Genomic DNA, 23,090 nt, shown 5'->3' on the forward strand with positions numbered 1-23,090 from the left:
CCGGACTGCGAAAGGGAGAGCGAATGACCGACCAGATCCGCGTCGCCGTCGTCGGCGCCAACGGTGCCTTCGGAATGAAGCACCTCGACGGCTTGAAGAACATCGAGGGCGCCGAGGTGACCGTCGTCAGCGCCACCTCGCAGGAGAAGGCGGATGCTGTCGCCGCGCAGTACGGCGTCGCGAACGCGGTCGTCGGGCTCGAGGGAGTTCTCGAGCGAGACGACGTGGATGCCGTGATCCTCGCCACACCGACCGGCCTGCATGCCGAGCAGACGCAGGCCGTGCTCGCTGCCGGCAAGCATGTGCAGGTCGAGATACCGCTGGCGGATTCGCTGGCGGATGCCGAAGCAACCCTCGCCGTGGCGGAAGCGACTGACCGTGTGGCCATGGTCGGTCACACGCGCCGCTTCAACCCGTCGCACCAGCTCGTCCACGACAAGATCGCTGCCGGCGAGTTCAACGTGCAGCAGATGGATGTGCAGACGTATTTCTTCCGGCGCACGAACACGAACGCCAAGGGTGAGGCGCGCTCATGGACCGACCACCTGCTGTGGCACCATGCCGCGCATACGGTCGATCTGTTCGCGTACCAGGCGGGCAAGATCGTGCAGGCGAACGCGATCCAGGGGCCGATCCACCCCGAGCTCGGCATCGCGATGGACATGTCGATCCAGTTGAAGAGCGAGTCCGGCGCGATCTGCACCCTGTCGCTGTCGTTCAACAACGACGGGCCGTTCGGCACGTTCTTCCGTTACATCGGCGACACGGCGACCTACATCGCCCGCTACGACGACCTCTTCAACGGCAAAGAGGAGCAGATCGACGTTTCGCACGTGGCTGTGAGCATGAACGGCATCGAGTTGCAGGACCGCGAGTTCATCGCCGCGATCCGCGAGGGCCGCGAGCTGAACTCATCGCTGCGCCAGGTCATCGACTGCTACCGCGTGCTCGGTCAACTGGAGGAGCAGCTCGCGTGATGCTTCCCCGCATGGGCCTGGGGTGCATGAACCTCAGTCACGCTTACGGCATCCCGCCGTCCGAGGAAGAGGGCCTCGCGCTCTTGCGCGCGGCCCTCGACAGCGGCGTGACGCACCTCGACACCGCGACGCTGTACGGCGGCGGCCGCAATGAAGAGCTCGTGTGCAAGGCTCTGAAGGGACGACGCGACGAGGTCGTGCTCGCCAGCAAAGGTGGGCTGGCGATGGTCGATGGCGTGCGCGTGATCGACGGGCGACCCGAGACTCTGCGCGCGCAAGTGGACGCTTCGCTCGCGCGGCTGGGTGTCGACCACATCGACCTGTACTACCTGCACCGCTGGGACAAGAAGGTGCCGATCGGAGACAGTGTCAGGGCGCTGGCCGACGCGGTCGAGGCGGGGAAGATCGGAGCCATCGGACTGTCCGAGGTGTCGGTCGCCCGACTCGGGGAAGCACAGGAAGTCGCGCCGATCGCGGCAGTGCAGAACGAGTATTCGCTGTGGAGCCGTAACCCGGAACTCGGAATGCTGGAGGCCACGCGTGCGGCGGGGGTCGCACTCGTCGCGTTCTCGCCTGTGGCCCGCGGGTTCCTCAGCGACTCGGTCGCAGACCCCTCCGATCTGGTGGAGAAGGACATCCGTCGAGCGATGCCCCGCTTCCTGCCGGATAACTGGCCGGCCAACGCCGCGCTGCTGCCGGCGTGGCGTGAACTCGCCGCAGAGGCCGGATGCACTCCGGCGCAACTCGCCCTCGCCTGGCTGCTCTCGCGTGGTGAGCATGTCGTGCCGATCCCGGGAACGACGAGCATCGATCATGTGCGTGAGAACGAGGCCGCCATCGCCATGTCTGTGCACGAGGGATTGCTGTCACGAGCGGGCGAACTGATCGACACGACGACCGTCTCCGGCCCGCGATACGCGCCAGGGCCGGCATCCGAGGTCGACACCGAATCCTTCGAGGACGCCGCGTGAAGGCGATTTCGTCGATGGCGACTCGGCACGTGCTCGCCGACCTGACGGCACTGGCCGTCAGCGCCGGGCTGCCTGAAGTGACCGTCGAGTCCGTCGGCGGGGTGGATGCCGTGCAGCGCGTGGCCGCGGGGGAGTCGTTCGATCTGGTGGTCCTCGCCGACGGCGCGCTCGCGAAGCTGGCGGATGCCGGGCATGTGGATGCTGCGACAGTCACCCCACTGGTGCTCTCACAGGTCGCGGTGGCCGTGAGATCTGACGCGTCCGATCCCGCCGCGCGGCCAGACGGCCCGGCGTTCGCCGTCGAATCCGGTGTACGCGAGGCGCTGCGCGCAGCGAATCGAATCGGCTACTCGACAGGACCCAGCGGCACTGCGCTGGTGAAGATGATCGACGACTGGGGGCTCACGTCCGAGCTGGGCGACCGCCTCGTGCAGGCGAAGCCGGGCGTCCCGGTGGCCAGGTCTCTCGCCGACGGCGATGTCGATCTCGGCTTTCAGCAGCTCAGCGAACTCGTCGGACAGCCGGGTGTCCGCATCCTCGGCGTCATGCCAGACGGCTGCGCGATCGACACGGTCTTCGCGGGCGCCGTCGCGACGGCATCCTCCCAGCCGACGCGCGCCGCCGAGGTCCTCGCATTCTTCGCCTCCGACGACGCCGCACGCACCAAAGCCGCCCACGCTTTCACGGCGCTCTGACCCCTGACGCGGTAGCGTCGCTCGAGGAGCAGACTGTACCCGGAGGAACCACATGACCCCCACCTACATCTACGACGCAGTGCGCACTCCGTTCGGACGTGCGGGTGGTGCGCTCGCCGGCGTCCGCCCCGATGATCTGGCCGCGCTCGTGATGCGGTCGAGTGTCGAGCGCACGGGCCTCGACCCCGCGCGTGTCGACGACGTCATCTTCGGAGCCGCGAACCAGGCCGGTGAGGACAACCGCAACGTCGCACGGTTGGGCGCGCTGCTCGCGGGGTTCCCGACGACCGTCACCGGCGTCACCGTGAATCGGCTCTGCGCCTCCAGCGTCGAGGCGGTCATCCAGGGCGCGAGGGCGATCGAATCGGGGGATGCGGAGATCATCCTCGCGGGCGGCGTGGAATCGATGAGTCGCGCCCCGTTCGTCGTCGAGAAGTCGGCGAAGCCGTACCCCGCGACCGGCAACCAGACGATGTGGAACACCGCGATCGGATGGCGGATGACGAACACCGCGCTGCCGACGCACTGGACGATATCCAACGGCGAGGCCGCGGAGAAGGCGGCACGGGTGGCCGGGATCAGCCGCGAAGATCAGGACGCATTCGCGGTGCGCTCGCACGAACTCGCCGCCGAAGCCTGGGCAGACGGCGTCTACGCGGAGGAGATCGTGCAGGTTCCCGGGGCCGAGATGACGCGTGACGAGGGCATCCGCGACGGGTCGACCGTGGAGAAGCTCGCTGGGCTTCGTGCACTGTTCGCCGAAGACGGTACCGTCACGGCAGGCAACTCCTCATCGATCAACGACGGTGCCTCGGCGGTGCTGCTCGGCGGGGAAGGCGCGCTGCCCATCGAGCCTCTCGCTCGCATCACAGGCCGTGCGGCGCACGGCGTCGACCCTGACGACTTTCCGATCGCGCCGATCGAAGCCGCGAACAAGGCGCTTGCCCGCGCCGGTCGCACCTGGGCCGACGTGGACTTCGTCGAGCTCAACGAGGCGTTCGCCTCGCAGTCGATCGCCTGCCTGCGCGGCTGGCCGGATCTCGATCCGGCGAAACTCAACATCCACGGCGGGGCCATTGCGATCGGCCATCCGCTCGGCGCATCGGGCGGCCGCATCGTCGGCCACGCCGCCCACGAACTGCGTCGTCGAGGCAGAGGCGTCGCGGTCGTCGCGATCTGCATCGGCGTCGGTCAAGGGCTTGCGCTCGTGCTGGAGCGCTAGGACGACGCGCGCTCGAGAACGAAACGGTCGCGTGCGGCGAAGACGCCGATCACCGCCTGCAGCGTCATCGCCACCAGCAGGATCGTGAGCGGCACGGTCCAACTGCCGGTGGCCGCGTGCATCGCACCGAAAAGCACCGGACCGATCGCGGCGATGGCATATCCCACGGACTGCGACATGCCTGACAGTGCGGATGACGTGCTGTGGTCACGTGCGCGCTGCGCCATCAAAGTCAGAGAGATCCCGAGCGATGCGCCGGAGAACAGGCCGAGCGGCACGACCCAGAATCCGATCGTTCCCGGCCAGATCATGAGCCCGGCGATCCCGGAGATACCCAGGGCTGGCAGCAAGGCCGGCGCGATGCGCTCGCCGCGGCCGCGCATGGCGAGCGGAAGGGCGAGGGCTCCGACCAGCGAGAACAGCTGATAGACCATGACGTCGACGCCCGCGATCGCGGCACCGCGCCCGGTCGAGAGCGACACCGAGGCGAGCCAGGTCACCAGCACGTAGAAGCTCGTCGACTGCACGCCCATGTAGCCGGCCACCAGCCATGCGACCGGGTCGCGCCAGATTCCGAGCCGCGGGGCACGCCCGACCGTCGGCACTCGCACCGAGCGTCGGCTCGCGAGCCACCAGGTGATCATCGCGAGGGGGAGCACGGCGCCGCCGGTGAGGAGGAGCGACATCCGCCACCCCGTCCCGATGTCGCCGCCGCTGAGTTCTGCGAGTGGAACGGCGAGCCCCGATGCCACGGCGCCTGCTCCGCCCAGAAGCGCCGAGTACACGCCCATCATCATCGGCACGCGCAACGGGAAATCCCGCTTGATCACGGCGGGCATCAGGACGTTGCCGATCGCGAGTGCGATGCCGATGAGACCGGTGCCGACCCACAGCCACACGCTCGAGCCAGGCAGCGATCGCACGATCAGGCCGACGGCGAGCAAGCCGAGCGCCGCGAGCACGGCACCTCCCAGCCCGAGACGCCGCCCGATGCCGTGTGCGAACGGTGACACCACGGCCCACGTGATCAGGACGATCGTCGAAAGCGCGCCCAGGAGCGCGAGAGGGATGCCGGTGTCCGCGGACATCCGGTCGATCAGTGGACCGACGGCCGATATCGCCGGCCGCATCATCACCGCGACGAGGCACAGAGCGACGATGGCGAGGATGCTGTGCAGCATCCGGGGCCGTTCAGAATCGGGAATGATCGGTCCTCTCAAGTGGCATGCTCACATATTCGCCCGTTGAATCTCACCGTAGATGTGCAGACGCAACTCCGCGAATCGCGCGTCCGAGCGCGTTGTGAGTTACCCCTCCTCGCTCACCCCGTATCGATGCGCGAGGATCACGGCGTGGATCCGATCTCGCGCCTCGAGCTTCATCAGCACCCGACTCACGTGCGTCTTGACGGTCGATTCGCTCAGATGCAGCTCCTGAGCGATCTCTGTATTGGTGAGGCCGCGGGCGATCGCCCGGAACACATCGCGTTCGCGATCAGTGAGAGCGGCCGTGGGATCAGACGCTGTTTCTGCCGCGGGCAGGCGCGGCCCGAGATGCTCGAGGAGTCGGCGCGTGACGCGCGGCGACAGCGCGGCGTCCCCGCGGTGCACCGCCCTCACGGCAGAGGTCATCTCGTGCCGCTGGGCATCTTTGAGGAGGAAACCGCTCGCTCCGGCGCGGATCGCTCCGAATGCGTACTCGTCGAGATCGAACGTGGTGAGCACGAGCACGCGGGTGTCGGGCATCGCACTGACGATCGTCTCTGTCGCGGCGATCCCGTCGACGCCGGGCATCCGGATGTCCATGAGGACGACGTCAGGGCGAAGCTCCTTCGTCCGTCTGACGGCCTCGTCGCCGTCCCCGGCCTCGCCCACGACGGTCATGTCGGCCTCGGCCTCGAGGACGAGGCGGAACCCGACCCGGATCAGCTCCTGATCGTCGACGAGAAGTACACGGATCGGGTCTGTCACTGGGCATCCTCGGGTCGGTCGGACGTGGTCGATTCGGATGCCGCGGGCAGCTCGGCGCGCAGCATCCAACGGTGGTCGCCGGCCGGTCCAGAGCGGAACGAGCCGCTCACATGCGCGGCGCGCTCACTGAGACCACGGAGTCCGAAGCCGGTCGTGCCGATCAGACCGGTGACGCCGTCGTTCTCGATCTCTATGACGACCGGGTCGGTGGAGTAGTCGATGTGCACGGCGATCCTGGTCGCACCGCGAGCGTGGCGCATGGCATTCGTGATCCCCTCCTGCACGATCCTGCCCACCGCGAAGCTCACGGCCGCTGACATGTTCGGCTCCCCGATGGTCGTGAGGGTGACCGGATACCCCGCGTTCTGCGCGGTTGCGACGGTGGCATGTGGAGCCACAGACTCCATCGGAGCGAGGGGCACATCGCCGGTGCCGTCTCGCAGAACTCCGAGCATCGATCTCATCTCCGTCAGGGCGCCGCGCGCAGTAGCGGCCGCTGCGGTAGCGGCATCCCTCGCGCGCTCCTGATCTCCGGTGGCCGCCGCGCCCTCGGACAACGCGACGATGACGGTCAGGGAGTGCGAGACGATGTCATGCATCTCTCGCGCGATGCGGGCGCGTTCTGCGGATGCCGCGAGCTGAGCCTGCTGGTCGCGTTCGACGAGAAGCTGACGTGATCTGTCGATCACCGCTTCGAGATAGCGCTTGCGACCTCCGACGTTCACCCCGATGAGCGTGCCGATCAACGCGAGCGTGAGCTGCCCGATCACGGCGTTCAACGCGGACTGGAGCGTGACGACGCCGGTGAGCTGGAGCACGGCGGCGATCAGGGTCAGCGAGCCCATGCCGACCCCGAATCCGATCCACGCCGCACGTGTCGAACGGTAGACCGCGATCGCATAGCTCGTGACCAGGAGAAGCGGACCGCCGGCGGGGTCGAGCAGGAACAGATAGGCGACGGCCACCGCGTAGGCCGCGACGAAGGCCACGACCGGCCACTGCCGCCGCCGCAGCAGCAAGGCGCACGCACCGAGGACCAGGATCGAGATGGTCACGCCGGCGACGATCGAGGATCCGTCCGACTCCGATCCGTACGGCCCGAAGACCGTGGCCGGCGCGATCGAGAGCAGCAGGCAGATGAGTGCGATGAGGACGTCTGCGAGTATCGGATGCCGTGCCCAGAAGCGGCGGATGATCCCGGGGGGACGCGGAAGCCGCAGCTCCTCCTCATTAGAGGAGGTGCTGCGGCTGCGCTGGTTCGACACGGCCTCGACTCTACGCGTCACCCGTGCATCTCTGCGTGACCCGTTCTCACGCGTCACGGGTTCGCAGAACGGCCCAGGCCGAGAGCATCCCGGCCGCGACCCACGCGCTCAGTGTCAGATATGCCTCGCCGACGGGCAGCCCCCAGCCATCCTGAGGCAGGATCGCACTCTGCGCTGCCGACATCGGCAGATGGTTGGACACATCGGTGATCCATCGCCACTCTTCGCCCGGCATCGCGAAGATGGTCATCACGATCGGAAGGACGAACAACAGGCCGACGGTCGCCGCTATGGCTCCGGCACCGGAGCGCAGGATGAAACCGAACGCGACGCCGATCAGTGCGAACACCGCCATCGAGACGGCTGCCGCGATGATCGGAAGGAACGAGTCCGCCGGTGTGTCCCAGGGGAACGGCATATCCCTGGAGCCGAAGATCGGCGACACCGCGAGCGCTGCGGCGAGCGAGATGACCAGCGATGCGATGAAGAGGAACACCGCGATGACGATCGCCTTGGCCGCGAGAACCGAACCCCGGATGGGGTCGGCAGTGAGGGTGGAACGGATCATTCCGGTGGAGTACTCGCCGGTGACGGAGATGACTCCGAGCACACCGGCGAGCAGCATCGTGAACTGCACGGGCGAGACGACGGCCTGGATCGGCTCGAAGCCGGGAACATCCATCGACTGCGCGATCAGCAATGCGACACCGATCGTGATGACCGCCGTGATGCCGATCGACCACCAGGTGGAGCGGAGGGTCGAGAGCTTGATCCATTCGCTGCGCAGCGCGCGGACGAACGTGAGGCTGTGCGGCGAGGCTGCTGTGGAGCGCATCGCCGGTGCGGCTGTGGTGGTCATGCGAGTTCCTTTGCGGGATATTCAGCGGATCGGTACTCGACCGATTCGCCGGTGAGTGCGAGATAGGCATCCTCTAGTGAGCCGTTCGACGGTGTGAGCTCGTGCAGTGGGATGCCGCGGTCGGCGGCGATGTCGCCGATACGGGATGCGGGGAGCCCGACGATGTCGAGCGAATCGGGGCTCGTGCTGACGATCTCGACGTCAGCGGCAGCGACCGCCGATGCAAGATCCGCCACTCGGGGGCTCCGCACCCTGACGGTCGTGGTGGTCCACGCCCGGACGAGTTCGCCGAGCGGGGCATCCGCCAGTACCTGGCCGCGACCCATGACGATCACGTGGTCGGCTGTCTGCGCCATCTCGCTCATGAGATGGCTGGACAGGAGAACGGTCCGACCCTCGGATGCCGCGAATCGGACGAACTGGCGCACCCAGCGCACACCCTCCGGGTCGAGCCCGTTGACCGGCTCGTCGAGGATCAGCGTATGCGGATCGCCGAGCAGCGCCGAGGCGATGCCGAGGCGCTGGCCCATGCCGAGCGAGAACTTCCCCGCTCGTTTGCGGGCGACCGAGCCGATCCCTGCGAGGTCGATGACCTCGTCGACCCGCGACGTGGGGATGCCGTGGGTCGCGGCCATCGCGCGCAGGTGGTTCCTTGCGGTGCGCCCGGTGTGCACCGCCTTCGCGTCGAGGAGCACCCCGACTTCGGTGAGAGGTGCGCGCAGTCGTCGGTACTCCTGACCGTTGACTGTCGTCCGGCCCGACGTGGGCTTGTCGAGGCCCACGATCATGCGCATCGTGGTGGATTTGCCTGCACCGTTGGGGCCGAGGAAGCCTGTGACGGTTCCCGGCTGCACCGTGAACGAGACGTCCTGCACCGCGGTCTTGTCTCCGAACCTCTTCGTGAGGCCTTCTGCTGTGATCATGTCGTCAACGCTACGAAGCGCAGGCGTTGCGCGCGTCCTCCCCAGGTGCCGATCAATGGCGCGAATGGTGGCACCTTGGACTCATCTTCAGCTCGTGGCCTTCGAATCGGATGACCGACAACTCCGCCTCAGCTGCCGTCGACGAGGTCAGTCGGTGAGTATCGTGAAGGGCGCAAAGTCGGCGATCAGGGTCATCGGACCATGATCCGAACCGGCTCGGACCGAAGGAATCATCCCCATGTCCAACATCACACCTGCCCCCGACTCCGCTGCGGAGTCCACGTCCGGATCCGGGCTGCGCCCCGCAAAGGCGAAGAGATCACTTGTACGCCGTCGAAGGCTTGAAGTCGATGACGTCCTCGTCGTGAAGAAGTCGAAGCTGCGCACGGCGATCTCCGGCACTGTGGTCGGCAACTTCATGGAGTGGTTCGACTTCGGCGTATACGGGTACCTCGCCGTCACGCTGACGACGGTGTTCACCGGCGATGCGCCCGGGGGACTCGGGCTGCTGTTGACGCTTTTCGGCTTCGCGATCTCGTTCCTGGTTCGCCCGCTCGGCGGCATCGTCCTGGGGCCGCTAGGGGACAGGATCGGGCGTCAGAAGGTGCTCTTCTTCACGATGGCCATGATGGCGATCGCGACGGCGCTCATCGGTGTGCTGCCGACCTCGGCGCAGATCGGCCTCTGGGCGATCGTTCCGCTGTACCTGCTGAAGATGGTGCAGGGCTTCTCCACCGGAGGAGAGTACGCCGGAGCGACCACATACGTTTCCGAGTTCTCGCCCGACCGTTCGCGCGGCTATTGGTCTTCGTTCCTCGACGTGGGCTCGTACATCGGCTTCGCCGCAGGGGCATCGGTGGTCGCGTTGACCACCTGGATCACCGAGGCGAACGCGGGCCCGGACGCCATGACCGAGTTCGGCTGGCGTATCCCGTTCCTGATAGCCATTCCGCTGGGAATCGTCGCGATCTGGTTCCGACTGAAGATCCCGGAGACTCCGGTGTTCGAGGCCGAACCAGAGGAGGAGCGCGAGGGAAACCCCGACGATCCGCTGGCGCGGCAGGGGATCGTCGGCATCTTCCGCCACTACTGGCGCGAAGTGCTGATCGGCATCGCCCTCGTCTCGGCGACCAACACCGCGGGCTATGCGCTGACCAGCTACATGCCGACCTACCTCGAGACCGAGGTCGGAGTGTCCAATCTGATGGCCGCGGTCGCCACTGTGCCGGTGCTCGTGGTGATGAGCGCCTGTCTGCCGCTGATCGGGAAGCTGTCCGACCGCATCGGGCGCAAGCCCGTGTACGGGATCGCGGTGATCTCCACGATCGTCCTGATGGTCCCTGCGTTCGCGGTCATGCAGATCGGCCAGGAGTGGGCGGTCATCGTCGCGCTGGCGATGGTCGCGATCCCGGTCGCGTTCTATGTCGCGATCGCCGCATCCGCTCTGCCCGCGCTCTTCCCGACAGCATCCCGATTCGGAGCCATGGCGATCGCCTACAACGTGGCGGTATCGCTGTTCGGCGGCACGACGCCGCTGTTCAGTCAGGCGCTGATCGATCTGACGGGCAACACGTACATGCCGGCGTTCTACATCATGTTCTTCGCGGCGCTCGGCGGCGTAGCGATGCTCTCGATGAAGGAGACGGCGAAGCGACCGCTGAAGGGGTCGTTCCCATCGGTGGAGACGCGCGCCGAGGCCAAGGAGCTCGTCGCCGAGCAGGACGAGAACGAGCTGATCGACACCAGCACCATGCCGCTGCCGATCATCCAGAACTGAGGCGGTCGAACCACGGGATGCGAGTACCGTGGGGGCATGCCGCACCACTCGCAGAAGACGCAGACGGATTCGATGGCTGGCAGCCTCAGCCGGGAGCTGATCGTCGAGGCAGCGCTGGCGCAGATCGATGCCGTCGGACCCCAGGGATTGTCGATGCGATCCCTCGGACCGGACCTGGGTGTGGAGCCGATGTCGCTCTACCGGTATGTGAACGGCAAGGAAGACCTTCTGGAGGGTGTCGTCACCCTTCTCATGGGGAACCTGACCACGAGCCTCGACGACGAACTCGCAGAGCACTGGCAAGGGTTCCTGCAGACCCTGGCTCACCACGTCCGCCGTATCGCGATCGACCATCCGAGAGCATTCCCCCTGGTGGCCACCCGGCATCCCGCGGCACCGTGGCTGAGACCTCCCCTGCGCAGCGTGGAAGTCGTCGAGGCGTTCCTGAGCGCGCTGATCGGGTTCGGCTTCACGGACGAGCAAGCCGTCGATGTCTACCGGTCGTTCACCAGCTTCCTCCTCGGAAACCTGCTGCTGGAGGCTGCGGTACGCGGTGCAGACACCGGTCCGGTGTCAGAACCACTCGACGAAGGCGGAGCGGACATCCCTGAGCGCGATGGACTGATGGACTTGGGTGACGCACCTCAGGTTCTACGGTTACGCGACCTGCTGAGCGACGATCGCAGCGACGACGAGTTCGAGGCATCGCTGGAATCTCTTCTCGATCGTCTGGGCAGCACGCTCAGCCAGTAGCGGCTGCGGGGCCGCGAGGAGCCGCGGACTCATCGAAGGGGCGAACCCACCTCGCGGTGGATCCGCCCCTTTCCGTGCGAGGTCAGCTCTCCGTGATGTTCTCGCGAGCGTGCTGGGCCTGGTCCTTCACCTCACCGGCCGTAGTCTGCGCTTCTTCCGTGACTGCGCTCACGGAATCCTGCGCCTGATCCTTCACGGATTCGACGGATGCCTGCACAGGCTCCTTCAGGTGCTCCCCGACCTCCTTCGCCGCATCGGTGACCTCGTCGACTAGCGGCTGCGCCTGGTCCTTCACGGTCGCCGCGAGATCCTTCTCCTTCGACGACGCGGGAATCAGTGACGCGAGCAGGAGGCCGGCACCGAAGGCGATCAGCCCCACGGCCATCGGATTGCCTTCGGCTTTCGCCACGACGCGATCCTTGACTTCGCCGACGTGAGATCCGGCATCGGTCGCGGAGGAGGCCGCGTCATCGGCGGCGCCCATCACGCGATCGCGGACCGAACCGAACGCGCCGCGCACTTTGCCCATCTGCCGGTCGACGATCTTCGACGGAGAGACTTTGTCGGCCAGGGCGTCCACGTCCAGGCCGAGCTCTCTCCGTGTCCGCTCGATGTCGGCACGGATCTCATCGGGTGAATCAGTCATCGGTTCTCCTCATTTCTTTTGAGCGTTTCGGGTATCTCCTTCAGGGTGTCCACCGTCTGCGGCGCACCCTCGACCTGCTGGAACTGGCCGCGGCCGACCATGAACAGGATCAGAGCTATGACCGCCCAGATCACCGCCACGATCACACCGGCCCAACCGCCGCCCACGAGGGTGCCCAGAGCCCACCACAGGGCGACGGACAGGAAGAACACCGCCATGAGCGCGCCGTACCCGGCGGCCCCCATGAGGCCCGCACCCTTGGCGGACTTCGTCGCGGATTCCTTCAGCTCGGTCTTCGCAAGGGTCACCTCCTGTCGCATCAGCGTGGAGATGTCCCTCGAGACCTCGCCGAGCAGGTCCCCCAGCGAAGTGGAGGCGGCCTTCTGCTCAGACGGCGTTGGGTCGGTCATAGCCGTCCTCCCCGAGAATGTCCGGACGGGTCGACGCGGTCTGCGCATACAGCGGCGACTCGCCCGCCACATCCGCAGGCGTGCCGACCGGCACAGGCACCGACGGATCCGGTCGGACCTGAGCCGGAGCGGGAACGGGCGCGGGGGAGGCATCCTTCTCATCGGACGCGTTCGCGGCCAGGGCGCGGGTCAACCGACCGACGGCCACGCCGATGACGCCGGCAGCAAGGATGAATGTGCCGGGCTTGCGCCGTGCATACCTCTTGACCTCGCTCAGTACAGCACTCGGGTCGCGGTCACCGAGCCACGCGGACGCAGCGGAGAGACGCCCGGAGACCTGCTGGACGAGGTCGGCGGCGACGCCGGTGCCCGTGGAAGTCGACGCCATCGAATCGAGCTCGTCGCTGACGGAGCGGAGCCCGCCGGCGATCCGCTGCTGCTGCGAGGCGGCCTGCTCCTTCAACTCGCGCTGCGTCTGCGCGTACAGGTCTTTCGCCTGGGTCTTCACCTCTCCGACGACGGTGGCCGCTTCATCCTTCGCGGTACCGAGGACATTTTTCGCCTGTGTCGTGGCGGTGTCTTTCAGATCAGCGGCTTCCTGCTTGGCAGTGTCCACCGTGCCTGATGATTCTGGGGATTGCGCGTCCGAGCCACTCGGGCTGGTCGTCTGATAACTGTCCGACATTAGTGCTCCTTTTCGCGGACCGATCGGTGGGATCGGTTCCCCATGTCTAGCCCTCTCCAGAGTTCTGGCCACGTCCCTTGCGCAATACGGGGCTTACGGTGTAAACGCAATTCTGGTTTACGCCGTAAGGGCCGCGACATTTACGCTGTAAGGCCGCAGAGAATACGCGCAATCCACGCACGAGACAACCACCTTCGGTGAGGCGCTCGGAACGCCTACCGTCAAGGGATGAGCCCCACCGACAACACTCCGGAGCCGTACGAGGCCCGAGACAGCACCACCCGGATGCCCGAGGCGGACACCCGCGAAGAGACCGCAGTCACTCGTGCGGAAACGGACCCTGACGTCGGGACGCGGACGCTTCGAGATGATGTCCATGCGCGTGAGAAGGCGGAGTTCGGGGGCTTCAAGTTCGGATCCGCCTTCTTCGGCTGGCTGACTGCGATGGGGACCACGGTGCTCCTCACCGCCCTCGTCGCAGCGATCGGCGCAGCAATCGGCGCGAACACCGGCATGGATGGCGAAGACGCATCGGATTCCGTGTTCGGCGCCCTCGGCATCGTCGCCGCGATCGTCCTCGCCCTTGTGCTGTTGGTCTCGTACTTCGCAGGCGGTTACGTCGCCGGCAGAATGGCACGCTTCAGCGGAGCGAAGCAAGGCATCGCCGTCTGGATCTGGGCGATCGTGATCGCCATCATCGTTGCCACGGTCACGGCGATCGCCGGCTCGCAGTGGGACATCCTCGGCACCCTTCAAGGATTCCCGCGGATTCCCGTCACGCCGGAGACGGCGACGACGACGAGCATCCTCACCGCGATCGGCGCCGCCATCGTGACCCTTGTGGGCGCGATCCTCGGCGGTCTCGCCGGGATGCGCTATCACCGCAAGATCGACCGCGTCGGGCTCGGCCGCTGACCATCATCCGCACGAAACCACATCCCTACAACCGGAGGATCCCATGTACTTCCACGTTCAAGAGTTCATCAACGAGATCGCCCAGGACGAGCCGGATCCGGCCGCGGCGAACGCTCTGCAGGAGGGACTCGGTGGCCAGTTCGGCGAGATGCGCACGATGATGCAGTACCTCTTCCAGAGCATCAATTTCCGCGGCGCATCCGGCAAGCCGTACAAGGATCTCATCCAGGGCATCGGCACCGAGGAGATCAGCCACGTCGAGCTGATCGGAACGACCATCTCGCGGCTGCTCGACGGTTCACCGCAGTACCAGGGAAAGCCGAGCGACCCGGTTGACGAGCCGGGTGCAGGAGGTGCGACACCCCTGCGCATCGCGGTCGACACGAGCAACATCCACCACTACCTGGTCGGCGCGCAGGGCGCGTTGCCGGTCGATGCGGTGGGAAACCCCTGGTCGGGCAGCTACGTGTACAACTCCGGCAACCTCGTGCTCGACCTGCTCTACAACCTCATGCTCGAGTCCACGGGCCGACTGCAGAAGTGCCGTCTCTACGAGATGACCGACAACAAGATGGCGCGCAGCACGATCTCGTACCTGATCGTGCGGGACCAGGCTCACGAGAACGCGTACGCCAAGGCGCTCGAGACGCTCGGGGTGAACTGGCGAACGTCGCTGCCGATCCCGAAGACGAACGCCGAGCAGTTCCCCGAGGTCAAGAAGCTCCTCGATCTCGGCCTGCAGAGCAAGCAGTACTCATTCGACCTCACGGCGCAGTCCGAGGCGGGAAAGATCTTCCAGGGCGCGTCTCCGTCGAATGACGGCACCGAACTCGACGCCAGCGAGCAGGCCCCCACCGGTGCGCCGATGACGATCTCGCCCGAGCGCCTCGAGGAGTTCTCCCCGGGAGCGGACGAAGACCTGCGCAAGCTGATCGAGGCGACCGCGGCCATGGAGATGGCCGATATCGACGCGACCTTCGGCCGCATGGGATGACCCACCCCATCGTGGAAGCGCACGAGTTCAACCTCGTGCGCTTCCACGATGACACTGTCGATCATCCAGCTCTGAGGCGGTCCAGCAGATCAGTCGACGGCGACCTCGAGGATCCGGTCGTCGTCCGGCCCAGGATCGCCGCGTCCGTCGGTGTTGTTCGTCACCAGCCACGTGGATCCGTCGGGAGAGACGACGACGTCACGGAGGCGTCCGTGTTCACCGATGAGGTGCTCGGTCGACGCGGTGAGATCTTCGAGGGGAACCTCGAGGAGGCGCTCTCCTCGAAGATTCGCGATGAGGATGACATCTCCGACGACGGCGATGCCGCTCGGACTGGCGTCGTGCGGCGCCCACTGCTGCACCGGGTCGATGAAGTCGTCTCGCTCTGCGACGCCCTCGACCTCCGGCCAGCCGTAGTTGCCGCCGGGCTCTATGACGTTGAGCTCGTCCCAGGTGTTCTGTCCGAACTCGCTGGCGTAGAGGGTGCCATCGGCGTCCCAGGCGATGCCTTGGGGATTGCGATGGCCATAGCTGTACACGGGTGAATCCGGAAACGGGTTGTCCGGTGGGATCGCGCCGTCCGCCGTGAGGCGGAGGATCTTTCCGGCGGGGCTCTCGAGATCCTGTGCGTCCTGCCCGTTCCCGGCGTCGCCGGTCGTCGCGTACAGCATGTCGTCAGGGCCGAAGGCGATGCGGCCGCCGTTGTGGTTGCTCGCCGATGGGATGCCGTCGAACACCGTCTCGGGGGTGCCCAGGCTCAACGAGCCCGGCTCGCCGGTCAGCTCGAAGCGGTCGATGCGATTCTCGTCGCCGGCCGTGAGATACGCGTAGAGCTGGTCGTCGTGGACGGTGATGCCGAGCAGCCCGCCCTCGCCCCCCGGGGTGACGCCGTCGATGACGGCGACCTCGCGAGCACCTCCCTCGTCGTCGAGTTCGAGGATCCGTGCCGTGTCCCGCTCGCTGACCAGCGCCGTCGTCCCATGGAAAGTCACCGACCACGGGGCATCGAGCCCGTCGGCGATGACCGAGGGTGTCTGGGTCTCGGACGGTGACGGTCTCGCGGTGCCGTCGACGAAGGTGCACGCCGTCACTGTGGAAGCGGCGAGCAGCAGGGCGACCGAGGGCATGAGGCGGTTCTTCGTCATGGATCCTCGCCTCTTCGTCGCTGGAAGTCTCGGTCAGCTCGTTGAACCGGCCGGCGTCACCATCGCGCGCTCTGCCAGAGCCGCGGCGATCCGTCTGATGGCCTCCGACATCAGCGGCCTCGGCAGAGCGAAGACGAAGCGGGTGAAGCCGACCGCGGCGACACCGCAGGCTGCGCCGTCGGTCATCGCGACGCCGGCGTTCTCGCGGAACCAGGTGCCGAGATCGCCCGTGAGACCGGTGCCGCGGAAGTCCAGCATTGCGATGTACGTGCCTTCCGGTGTCGTCATCCGCACGTCGGGAAGGAGCTCGGCGACCAGCTCTGACAGCAACCGGCGGTTCCCGTCGAGGTAGTCCACGACTTCGCTCAGCCAGCCTCCGCCCCCGGTGTAAGCGCCGACGTTCGCCACCGCGCCGAGCGTCGATGTGCCGTGCCCGACCCACCCGCCGGCGCTCTCCCACAGCAGAGCATCCTGGTCGTTGGACAGGATGATCTGCGCGCATTTGAGGCCCGCGAGGTTCCATGCCTTCGACGCGGATGCCGCTGTGATCGTGTGTCCGGCTGCTGTCTCGGAGATCGAGGCGTACGGAATGTGCCGAGCGGGCGAGTACACGAGCGGGGCGTGGATCTCGTCGGAGAACACCCGGCCGCCTGCCGCGGCGACAGTGTCGGCGACGCGCTCGAGCTCCTCGCGTGTGGACACCGTGCCCAGAGGATTGTGCGGATTGCACAGCACGAACAGCTCGCCCCCGTCCGCGAACGCGGCGGTCACCGCATCATGGTCGATCTGCCAACGGCCGTCCACCTCGATGCTCGGCACCTCGATGACGCGGCGGTCGTGCATCTGCGGCACCATCAGGAACGGCATGTACGCGGGTGTCGGAACGATGACGGCAGCACCGGGACGTGTGAACTGCTCGATCGCGAACTCGAATGCCGCGATGACGTCTGGGACGTGGTGCACGCGATCGGCCGGTACGTCCCAGCCGTACGAATTCGCGTACCAGGCAGCTGTCGCCTGCGCGAGGCCGTCGGCGAGATGCGAAGGGAGGTAGCCGGTGAGTCCGCGTTCCAAGGCGCCGTTCACGGCGTCCTTCACGGCCGGCGCGACGCCGAAGTCCATCTCTGCGACGAATGCACCGATCATGTCGGGGAACATCGTCCATTTCATGCTTCCGGCCTGGCGCAGGTCGACTTCTGTGATCGCGTCTAAGTCCTGGGGCGACATCCGCGCCCTCCTCTCGATCGGAGCCTGGAGAACGGACTCGTGGACGTGCCGCTCCGCTTTCCAGCGTAACCACGATCTGGTGTCTGGGGCCTGCCGCGAGGACCCGGACGGCAGATCACATCCAATTGCCCGCCGTCTCCGAATAACGTGTGAGCACACCTTCACGGGTGAAGTTGGAGGAGATCGTGGCAAAGCGCAGCAGTGGCAGAGGATTCATCGCGTGGGCAGCGCTCGCAGGAGTGATCGGTGGTGCGGTCTTCCTCGCAACCGCTGAGCTGTTCGCTCTGCTCTTCGCGCGCGCAGCGAGCCCCATCCTCGCGGTGGGCGGGTTCGTGATCGACATCGTCCCGCAGCCGTTCAAAGAGTTCGCGATCGCCACCTTCGGCGAGTACGACAAGATCGTGCTGCTGGCCGGGCTCGGCCTTGCCGTGGTGATCGCGTCCGCGATCGCCGGAGTTCTGCAACTGGTGCGCCCTCCTCTCGGTGTGATCGCTCTGATCATCGCCGGGGTGCTCTCGACCGCCGCGATCGTGACCCGTGCCGGCGTGACCCCGCTGGCCTTCCTCCCTCCGGTGCTCGGAACAGTCATGGGTTCCTTCCTTCTGGTCCTCCTCGTTCGGCGGCTGCGCGCATGGCGCGCATCCACCGCCCAGGACAGCGATCGCGAGGACGCCGACGAAGCGCCGGCATCCGATACGTCCGGACGGCGTCCGGTCGAGCTCAACAGGCGACGCTTCTTCGTCCTGGCGGCGCTCGCCGGAGCATCCGCCATCGTCGTCGGCATCACCGCCCGCACTGTGAGCATGGCCGTCGCGTCAGTGGAGTCGATCCGCAAGGCCCTCAAGCTTCCCGCCCCTCGGACACGAGTGACCGTACCCGAGGGCGCAGAACTCGATGTTCCTGGACTGAGTGAGCTCTTCACCCCCAACAAGGACTTCTACCGCGTCGACACCGCGCTCACGGTTCCGACGATCGATCCGGAGACCTGGCGTCTCGTGATCGACGGCATGGTCGACCAGCGCGTCGAGCTGAGCTTCCAGGACATCCTCGACATGGGAATCGACGAGTACGCGATCACTCTCACGTGTGTCTCGAACGAGGTCGGCGGAGAGCTCGTGGGCAATGCGATGTGGCTCGGCGTGCCTCTGCGCGACGTGCTCCGCAAGGCCGGGGTGAAGTCCGGCGCCGACATGGTGCTGTCCCGCAGCGTCGATGGATACACCGCGAGCACTCCGCTCGCAGCGCTCGTCGACGACGAGCTCGATGCGATTCTCGCGGTCGGGATGAACGGCGAGCCGCTGCCGCTCGAACATGGCTTCCCGGTGCGGATGGTCGTGCCCGGTCTGTACGGCTACGTGTCGGCGACGAAGTGGCTGACTGAGCTCAAGGTGACGACCTTCGCGGACGACGAGGCCTACTGGACGCCTCGCGGATACAGCGCCGAGGCGCCGATCAAGTTCTCGTCCCGCCTTGACACTCCGAGCATCGGTGAAGCGGTACCGGCCGGGCGCATTCCGATCGCGGGTGTCGCCTGGGCCCAGTCGGTCGGCATCGAGCGCGTGGAGGTGCGCATCGATGAAGGGGAATGGGAGCAGGCGACTCTGTCCACGCCGATCAACGACGACACCTGGGTGCAATGGTTCATGGAGTGGGATGCGAAGCCGGGTACGCACTACGTCGCAGTTCGCGCGATCAACAAGAACGGTGACCTGCAGATCGAAGAGCGTGCGCCGATCGCCCCTGATGGCTCGTCCGGCTGGCAGCGTTCGCTCATCCGTGTGACGTGATCGTGCGCGGCGCACGGCGCCACCCGCATGCCGATGGGGTTGCTCGGCGCGTCCCGGAACGCCGGGCTGCGCCGAGCAACTGGCCGATCAGCGGGGGCGACCGTAGGTCTCGAGCAGTCGGAGCCACACCTCACTGATGGTCGGGTACGCGGGGACCGCGTGCCAGAGCCGCTCGATCGTGACTTCTCCGACGATCGCGATGGTCGCCGAATGCAGAAGCTCAGCGACATCCTGCCCGACGAACATCGCTCCGACGATGACGTGCCTGTCCTCATCGATGACGAGCTTGGCTCGTCCGGCGTAGTGGTCGGCGTGGAGCTTGGCGCCCGCGACCCACCCCAAGTCGTACTCCACCGCGCGGGTGCGCAGCCCCGACTCGCGAGCGCCGCTTTCAGTGAGCCCTACGGCGGCGACCTCCGGATCGGAGAACACCACGCGTGGGACCGCCGCGTGGTCGGCTGATGCGACGTGCTGTCCCCACGGTTCGTCAGACACGGCGGCTCCCTGCAGGCGAGCGGCGATCGCCTCGCCGGCCGCGCGGGCCTGATACTTCCCCTGGTGGGTGAGCAGAGCTCGGCCGTTCGCGTCTCCGACGGCGTAGAGCCAGTCAGTTCCTTCGACCAGCATCGTGTCGTCGACAGTGAGCGGTGCACCGGGGGTGAGCCCGATCGTCTCCAGACCGACGGCAGCAGTGCCGGGGCGACGCCCCGTGGCGACCACGACCTCCTCGGCTTCATGCTCGGTGCCGTCGTCCAGGGTCACAATGACAGTCCCCTCGGCATCGCGCGCGACCAGCGTCGGTGAGACTCCCATCCGCACGTCGACGCCCGGAGAACAACCGGTGCGGGGACGCGACAGCGGATACTCGACGCAGCCAACGAGCTTTTCTACAGCCACGGAATCCGGGCGACGAGCGCTGACCGGATCATCGAGCAGGTCGGTATCACCAAGGTCACGTTCTATCGACATTTCCGCACGAAGAGCGACCTGGTGGTGGCCTACTTGGAGCAGCAGTCAGACGCAGAGCGTGCGTGGCTGGAGAGTACCGTTCGCGGGGGAGACTCGATCGCGAGGGCGCGCGCGATCGCCGCGGACATCGGCTCGGCCAGCTGCACTCCGGGATTCCGCGGATGCGCGTTCATCAACGCGGCAGCAGAGTTCGCCGATCCTGACGACCCCGTGCGCATCGCTGTCGACGCGCATCGGGCGTGGATGGTCGGCGTCTTCGCCGACATCGCCGCGCAGGCCGGCGTGCGAGACACCGGATCGGTTGCGAACCAGCTCATGATTCTTCGAGACGGCGCCATGGTGAACGGCTATCTGGGCGACCCGTCGGTCGTCGCAGGTTCACTCGAGGCGGCGTTCATGTCGATCCTCACACCCGCCTGACCGGAATCAGGATCGAGCTGCCGTCGTCGAGGTGCGGATGCGGTAGAGGCTGGTCGTCGCGGTGATGAACAGTTCGGTCCCGTCGTCGCCGCCGAAGCAGAGATTCGAGACCACCTCGGGAACCGGGATGAAGAGCACTTCCGACCCGTACGGCGAGAACACGTGGATGCCGTCTCCCGCGGACGACCACACACGACCTTCGACATCGACAGCGATGCCGTCCGGTGCGCCGACCTCGATCCTCGCGAACAACCGACCACCGCTCGCCCGAGATCCGCTCACGTCGTAGACACGGATCCAGCGCCCTGGGCCCTCTTGCTGCCCCGCCGTGTCTGTGACATAGACGGTGCCGCCGCCCGGGGAGAAGGCGATTCCATTCGGGCGGTCCATGTCGTCGATCACCGAAGTGAGTCCGTCGACCTCTGACCACCGGAAGACGTGGCAGCCCCCGTACTCGCGGATGCCCGGATGCCCCTCGCGAGGCTGTGTGATCCCGTAATCAGGGTCGGTGAACCAGTAAGAACCGTCCGGTGCGAGCGCCACGTCATTCGGGGAGTTCACACGATGCTCGCCCCAGCGGCTGACGATCTCGGCGACCGTGCCGTCTGGCATCTCCCGCTCCAGCCGGCGCCTGCCGTGCGAGCATTGCACGACGCTGCCGTCTCGGTCCAGCATCCGTCCGTTTGTGAACTCCACTCCGCTTCGATGCACGCTGGCCTCGGAGGTGGCGGCACTCCAGCGCATGATGCGATCACCCGGGATGTCGCTCCATCGCACTGCGCCTTCGTCGGGGATCCAGAGCGGCCCTTCCGCCCAGGTAGAGCCGGTGGCCAGTCTCTCGATCGCTGCGCCCGGGGGGATCAGATCCGAATCGTTCGCCATCGACGCTCTCCTGCTTCTGGCTCGGGGTCGGTCCCAATCTACTCCGCACCGTTCATCCGCCGGGTTGGATACGGTGTCCGGTGACGGGAAGTTCGCCGTCTCCGAGTTCGCGCAGTGACATGTGACCGATCAGGAGTGAACAGTGACCACCAACGACACAGATGCCCGTCAATCGACGAACATCGATCCGATGCTCAGCATCAACCCGGTCTTCGTTCGGCCCGGCGAGGCGACGGAGTTCGACAAGTTCGTCATGCCCGATGGGCCCAGCCTTCCCGAGACCGCGTACCAGATCGTGCACGACGAGGCGATCCTCGACGGTAACGCCCGGTTGAACCTCGCGACGTTCGTGTCGACCTGGATGGATGACGAGGCGCGCAAGCTGTACCTCGAAGCCGCCGACAAGAACATGATCGACAAGGACGAGTACCCGGCGACGGCGGCGATCGAGGATCGCTGCTGGCGTATCCTCGCCGACCTCTGGAACGTGCCGGATGCGAATGACACGATCGGCACGTCGACGATCGGATCGTCCGAAGCGTGCATGCTCGGCGGTCTGGCGATGAAGCGGCTGTGGCGGGAGAGACGCAAGGCGGAGGGGAAGTCGACCGAGAACCCCAACATGGTCATGTCGGCAGCGGTGCAAGTGGTGTGGGAGAAGTTCTGCAACTACTGGGACATCGAGCCGCGCTACGTGCCGATCACTCCAGAGCACATGGTGCTGGACGGGCACGAGCTGGAGAAGTACGTCGACGAGAACACGATCGGCGTCGTCGCGATCCTCGGACAGACCTACACCGGGGCCTACGAGCCGGTGGAGCAGATCGCGAAGAAGCTGGATGAGATCCAGCAGAACACCGGCGTCGACGTGCGGATCCACGTCGACGGAGCATCCGGGGCGATGGTCGCACCATTCTGTCAGCCCGACCTCGAGTGGGACTTCCGCATCGATCGGGTGAACTCGATCAACACCTCAGGTCACAAATATGGTCTTGTGTATCCCGGCGTCGGATGGGTCGTATGGCGGAACACCGCCGTGCTGCCGGAGAGCATCATCTTCCACGTCAGCTATCTCGGCGGAGACATGCCGACCCTGGCTCTCAACTTCTCACGCCCCGGCGCGCAGGTGCTGCTGCAGTATTACCAGTTCCTCAGGCTCGGACGGGAGGGCTACCGCGAGGTGCAGCAGAACTCAATCGACGTTGCGACATATCTGTCGAGCGAGATCGAGCGTATGGCGCCGTTCGAGCTCGTCAGCCGCGGTGACACGATTCCTGTCTTCGCCTGGGTGCTGAAATCGGATCACACCGACAACTGGACTCTCTACGATCTCGCGGATCGGCTACGGATGAAGGGATGGCTGGTTCCGGCGTATCCGTTGGCGGATGATCTTTCAGACGTCGTGCTGCAGCGCATCGTCGTGAAGGCCGGGCTCAGCAGGGATCTCGCGACGGCGCTGCTGGCAGACATCAAGGGCGAGGTCGCCTACCTCGACAGCCTCACCTCGCCATTGCCTGATCGCGTGGCTGGTCGAGGGCAGTTCCACCACTGATCTTGTTCACAGCGCCTTGACGTGCGCACGGCGCTGATGTTGCCTT

At 66.2% G+C, this 23,090-nt stretch carries 22 protein-coding genes and 1 pseudogene; 11 read left to right on the top strand and 12 right to left on the bottom strand.

Features of this window, described 5'->3' with window-relative positions; genetic code table 11:
• Positions 1–23: 23 nt before the first annotated feature.
• From ACP7AR_RS14535 to ACP7AR_RS14550, 4 genes are read left to right on the top strand one after another with little or no spacing between them, the layout of a single operon-like run.
• Positions 24–977, top strand: a complete 954-nt coding sequence (locus ACP7AR_RS14535) for a Gfo/Idh/MocA family oxidoreductase (protein WP_426187199.1) — start codon at positions 24–26, stop codon at positions 975–977.
• Entirely contained in the window at positions 977–1,948 is a 972-nt protein-coding gene (locus tag ACP7AR_RS14540; protein WP_426187777.1) for an aldo/keto reductase, read from the top strand. The genes ACP7AR_RS14535 and ACP7AR_RS14540 overlap by 1 nt, the downstream gene beginning before the upstream one ends.
• Positions 1,949–1,962: 14 nt before the next feature.
• The gene (locus ACP7AR_RS14545) at positions 1,963–2,643 is read left to right on the top strand and encodes a substrate-binding domain-containing protein (RefSeq protein ID WP_426187201.1); all 681 of its coding nucleotides are present in this window, start codon (positions 1,963–1,965) and stop codon (positions 2,641–2,643) included.
• Between the two features lie 52 nt (positions 2,644–2,695).
• Positions 2,696–3,865 (top strand): thiolase family protein, encoded by a 1,170-nt coding sequence (locus ACP7AR_RS14550; protein ID WP_426187203.1) that lies wholly within the window; start codon positions 2,696–2,698, stop codon positions 3,863–3,865.
• On the opposite strand, the gene ACP7AR_RS14555 is transcribed toward ACP7AR_RS14550, so the two are convergent.
• The 5 genes from ACP7AR_RS14555 to ACP7AR_RS14575 form a co-directional block, all read right to left on the bottom strand.
• A complete protein-coding gene (locus ACP7AR_RS14555) occupies positions 3,862–5,046 on the bottom strand; it encodes an MFS transporter (protein WP_426187205.1) in 1,185 nt (394 codons plus the stop codon). The genes ACP7AR_RS14550 and ACP7AR_RS14555 overlap by 4 nt on opposite strands.
• Positions 5,047–5,172: 126 nt before the next feature.
• Positions 5,173–5,835: a response regulator gene (locus tag ACP7AR_RS14560; RefSeq protein ID WP_426187207.1), complete on the bottom strand. Its 663-nt coding sequence runs from the start codon at positions 5,833–5,835 to the stop codon at positions 5,173–5,175.
• Positions 5,832–7,100, bottom strand: a complete 1,269-nt coding sequence (locus ACP7AR_RS14565) for a sensor histidine kinase (protein ID WP_426187209.1) — start codon at positions 7,098–7,100, stop codon at positions 5,832–5,834. The genes ACP7AR_RS14560 and ACP7AR_RS14565 overlap by 4 nt, the downstream gene beginning before the upstream one ends.
• Before the next feature lie 46 nt (positions 7,101–7,146).
• Positions 7,147–7,959 carry an ABC transporter permease subunit gene (locus tag ACP7AR_RS14570; protein WP_426187212.1) on the bottom strand — a complete coding sequence of 271 codons (813 nt, stop codon included), beginning with the start codon at positions 7,957–7,959 and terminating at the stop codon, positions 7,147–7,149.
• Positions 7,956–8,882 (bottom strand): ABC transporter ATP-binding protein, encoded by a 927-nt coding sequence (locus tag ACP7AR_RS14575; protein ID WP_426187214.1) that lies wholly within the window; start codon positions 8,880–8,882, stop codon positions 7,956–7,958. Before ACP7AR_RS14575 ends, ACP7AR_RS14570 begins: the two co-directional genes overlap by 4 nt.
• 238 nt (positions 8,883–9,120) lie before the next feature.
• Between ACP7AR_RS14575 and ACP7AR_RS14580 the strand changes: the two genes are divergently transcribed.
• Both ACP7AR_RS14580 and ACP7AR_RS14585 read left to right on the top strand, forming a co-directional pair.
• The gene (locus ACP7AR_RS14580; RefSeq protein ID WP_426187216.1) at positions 9,121–10,659 is read left to right on the top strand and encodes an MFS transporter; all 1,539 of its coding nucleotides are present in this window, start codon (positions 9,121–9,123) and stop codon (positions 10,657–10,659) included.
• Between the two features lie 36 nt (positions 10,660–10,695).
• Positions 10,696–11,412: a TetR/AcrR family transcriptional regulator gene (locus ACP7AR_RS14585; RefSeq protein WP_426187218.1), complete on the top strand. Its 717-nt coding sequence runs from the start codon at positions 10,696–10,698 to the stop codon at positions 11,410–11,412.
• 82 nt (positions 11,413–11,494) lie between these two features.
• Here the strand turns inward: ACP7AR_RS14585 and ACP7AR_RS14590 are convergent, their stop codons facing one another.
• From ACP7AR_RS14590 to ACP7AR_RS14600, 3 genes are read right to left on the bottom strand one after another with little or no spacing between them, the layout of a single operon-like run.
• Positions 11,495–12,058: a DUF3618 domain-containing protein gene (locus tag ACP7AR_RS14590; RefSeq protein WP_426187220.1), complete on the bottom strand. Its 564-nt coding sequence runs from the start codon at positions 12,056–12,058 to the stop codon at positions 11,495–11,497.
• Positions 12,055–12,468, bottom strand: coding sequence for a phage holin family protein (locus ACP7AR_RS14595; protein WP_426187222.1), 414 nt, complete (start codon positions 12,466–12,468; stop codon positions 12,055–12,057). Before ACP7AR_RS14595 ends, ACP7AR_RS14590 begins: the two co-directional genes overlap by 4 nt.
• Complete coding sequence (locus tag ACP7AR_RS14600) at positions 12,446–13,084, bottom strand: hypothetical protein (RefSeq protein WP_426187224.1); 639 nt, start codon at positions 13,082–13,084, stop codon at positions 12,446–12,448. The genes ACP7AR_RS14595 and ACP7AR_RS14600 overlap by 23 nt, the downstream gene beginning before the upstream one ends.
• 297 nt (positions 13,085–13,381) lie before the next feature.
• Between ACP7AR_RS14600 and ACP7AR_RS14605 the strand changes: the two genes are divergently transcribed.
• Both ACP7AR_RS14605 and ACP7AR_RS14610 read left to right on the top strand, forming a co-directional pair.
• Positions 13,382–14,068 (top strand): hypothetical protein, encoded by a 687-nt coding sequence (locus ACP7AR_RS14605; RefSeq protein WP_426187226.1) that lies wholly within the window; start codon positions 13,382–13,384, stop codon positions 14,066–14,068.
• 43 nt (positions 14,069–14,111) lie between these two features.
• Entirely contained in the window at positions 14,112–15,062 is a 951-nt protein-coding gene (locus ACP7AR_RS14610; RefSeq protein WP_426187228.1) for a manganese catalase family protein, read from the top strand.
• An 89-nt stretch (positions 15,063–15,151) separates the two neighbouring features.
• Here the strand turns inward: ACP7AR_RS14610 and ACP7AR_RS14615 are convergent, their stop codons facing one another.
• Positions 15,152–16,207: a PQQ-dependent sugar dehydrogenase gene (locus ACP7AR_RS14615; protein ID WP_426187230.1), complete on the bottom strand. Its 1,056-nt coding sequence runs from the start codon at positions 16,205–16,207 to the stop codon at positions 15,152–15,154.
• Between the two features lie 33 nt (positions 16,208–16,240).
• The gene (locus ACP7AR_RS14620) at positions 16,241–17,434 is read right to left on the bottom strand and encodes a MalY/PatB family protein (RefSeq protein WP_426187232.1); all 1,194 of its coding nucleotides are present in this window, start codon (positions 17,432–17,434) and stop codon (positions 16,241–16,243) included.
• A 185-nt stretch (positions 17,435–17,619) separates the two neighbouring features.
• Here ACP7AR_RS14620 and ACP7AR_RS14625 point away from each other — a divergent pair, with 185 nt between their 5' ends.
• Positions 17,620–19,221, top strand: coding sequence for a molybdopterin-dependent oxidoreductase (locus ACP7AR_RS14625; protein ID WP_426187234.1), 1,602 nt, complete (start codon positions 17,620–17,622; stop codon positions 19,219–19,221).
• Positions 19,222–19,308: 87 nt separating this feature from the next.
• Here ACP7AR_RS14625 and ACP7AR_RS14630 read toward each other — a convergent pair.
• Positions 19,309–20,049 (bottom strand): annotated as a pseudogene (locus ACP7AR_RS14630) (FAD-dependent oxidoreductase); the annotation flags it as partial.
• A 162-nt stretch (positions 20,050–20,211) separates the two neighbouring features.
• Between ACP7AR_RS14630 and ACP7AR_RS14635 the strand changes: the two are divergent.
• On the top strand, positions 20,212–20,610 hold the full coding sequence (locus ACP7AR_RS14635) for a hypothetical protein (protein WP_426187236.1): 399 nt from the start codon (positions 20,212–20,214) through the stop codon (positions 20,608–20,610).
• A 6-nt stretch (positions 20,611–20,616) separates the two neighbouring features.
• On the opposite strand, the gene ACP7AR_RS14640 is transcribed toward ACP7AR_RS14635, so the two are convergent.
• Positions 20,617–21,492, bottom strand: coding sequence for an SMP-30/gluconolactonase/LRE family protein (locus tag ACP7AR_RS14640; protein ID WP_426187238.1), 876 nt, complete (start codon positions 21,490–21,492; stop codon positions 20,617–20,619).
• 190 nt (positions 21,493–21,682) lie between these two features.
• On the opposite strand from ACP7AR_RS14640, the gene ACP7AR_RS14645 reads away from it, so the two are divergent.
• Positions 21,683–23,044, top strand: a complete 1,362-nt coding sequence (locus tag ACP7AR_RS14645; protein WP_426187779.1) for a glutamate decarboxylase — start codon at positions 21,683–21,685, stop codon at positions 23,042–23,044.
• Positions 23,045–23,090 lie beyond the last annotated feature (46 nt).

Origin of the sequence: Microbacterium sp. TWP3-1-2b2 (assembly GCF_049896145.1) — a bacterium.
In the GTDB taxonomy this organism is placed as follows: domain Bacteria; phylum Actinomycetota; class Actinomycetes; order Actinomycetales; family Microbacteriaceae; genus Microbacterium.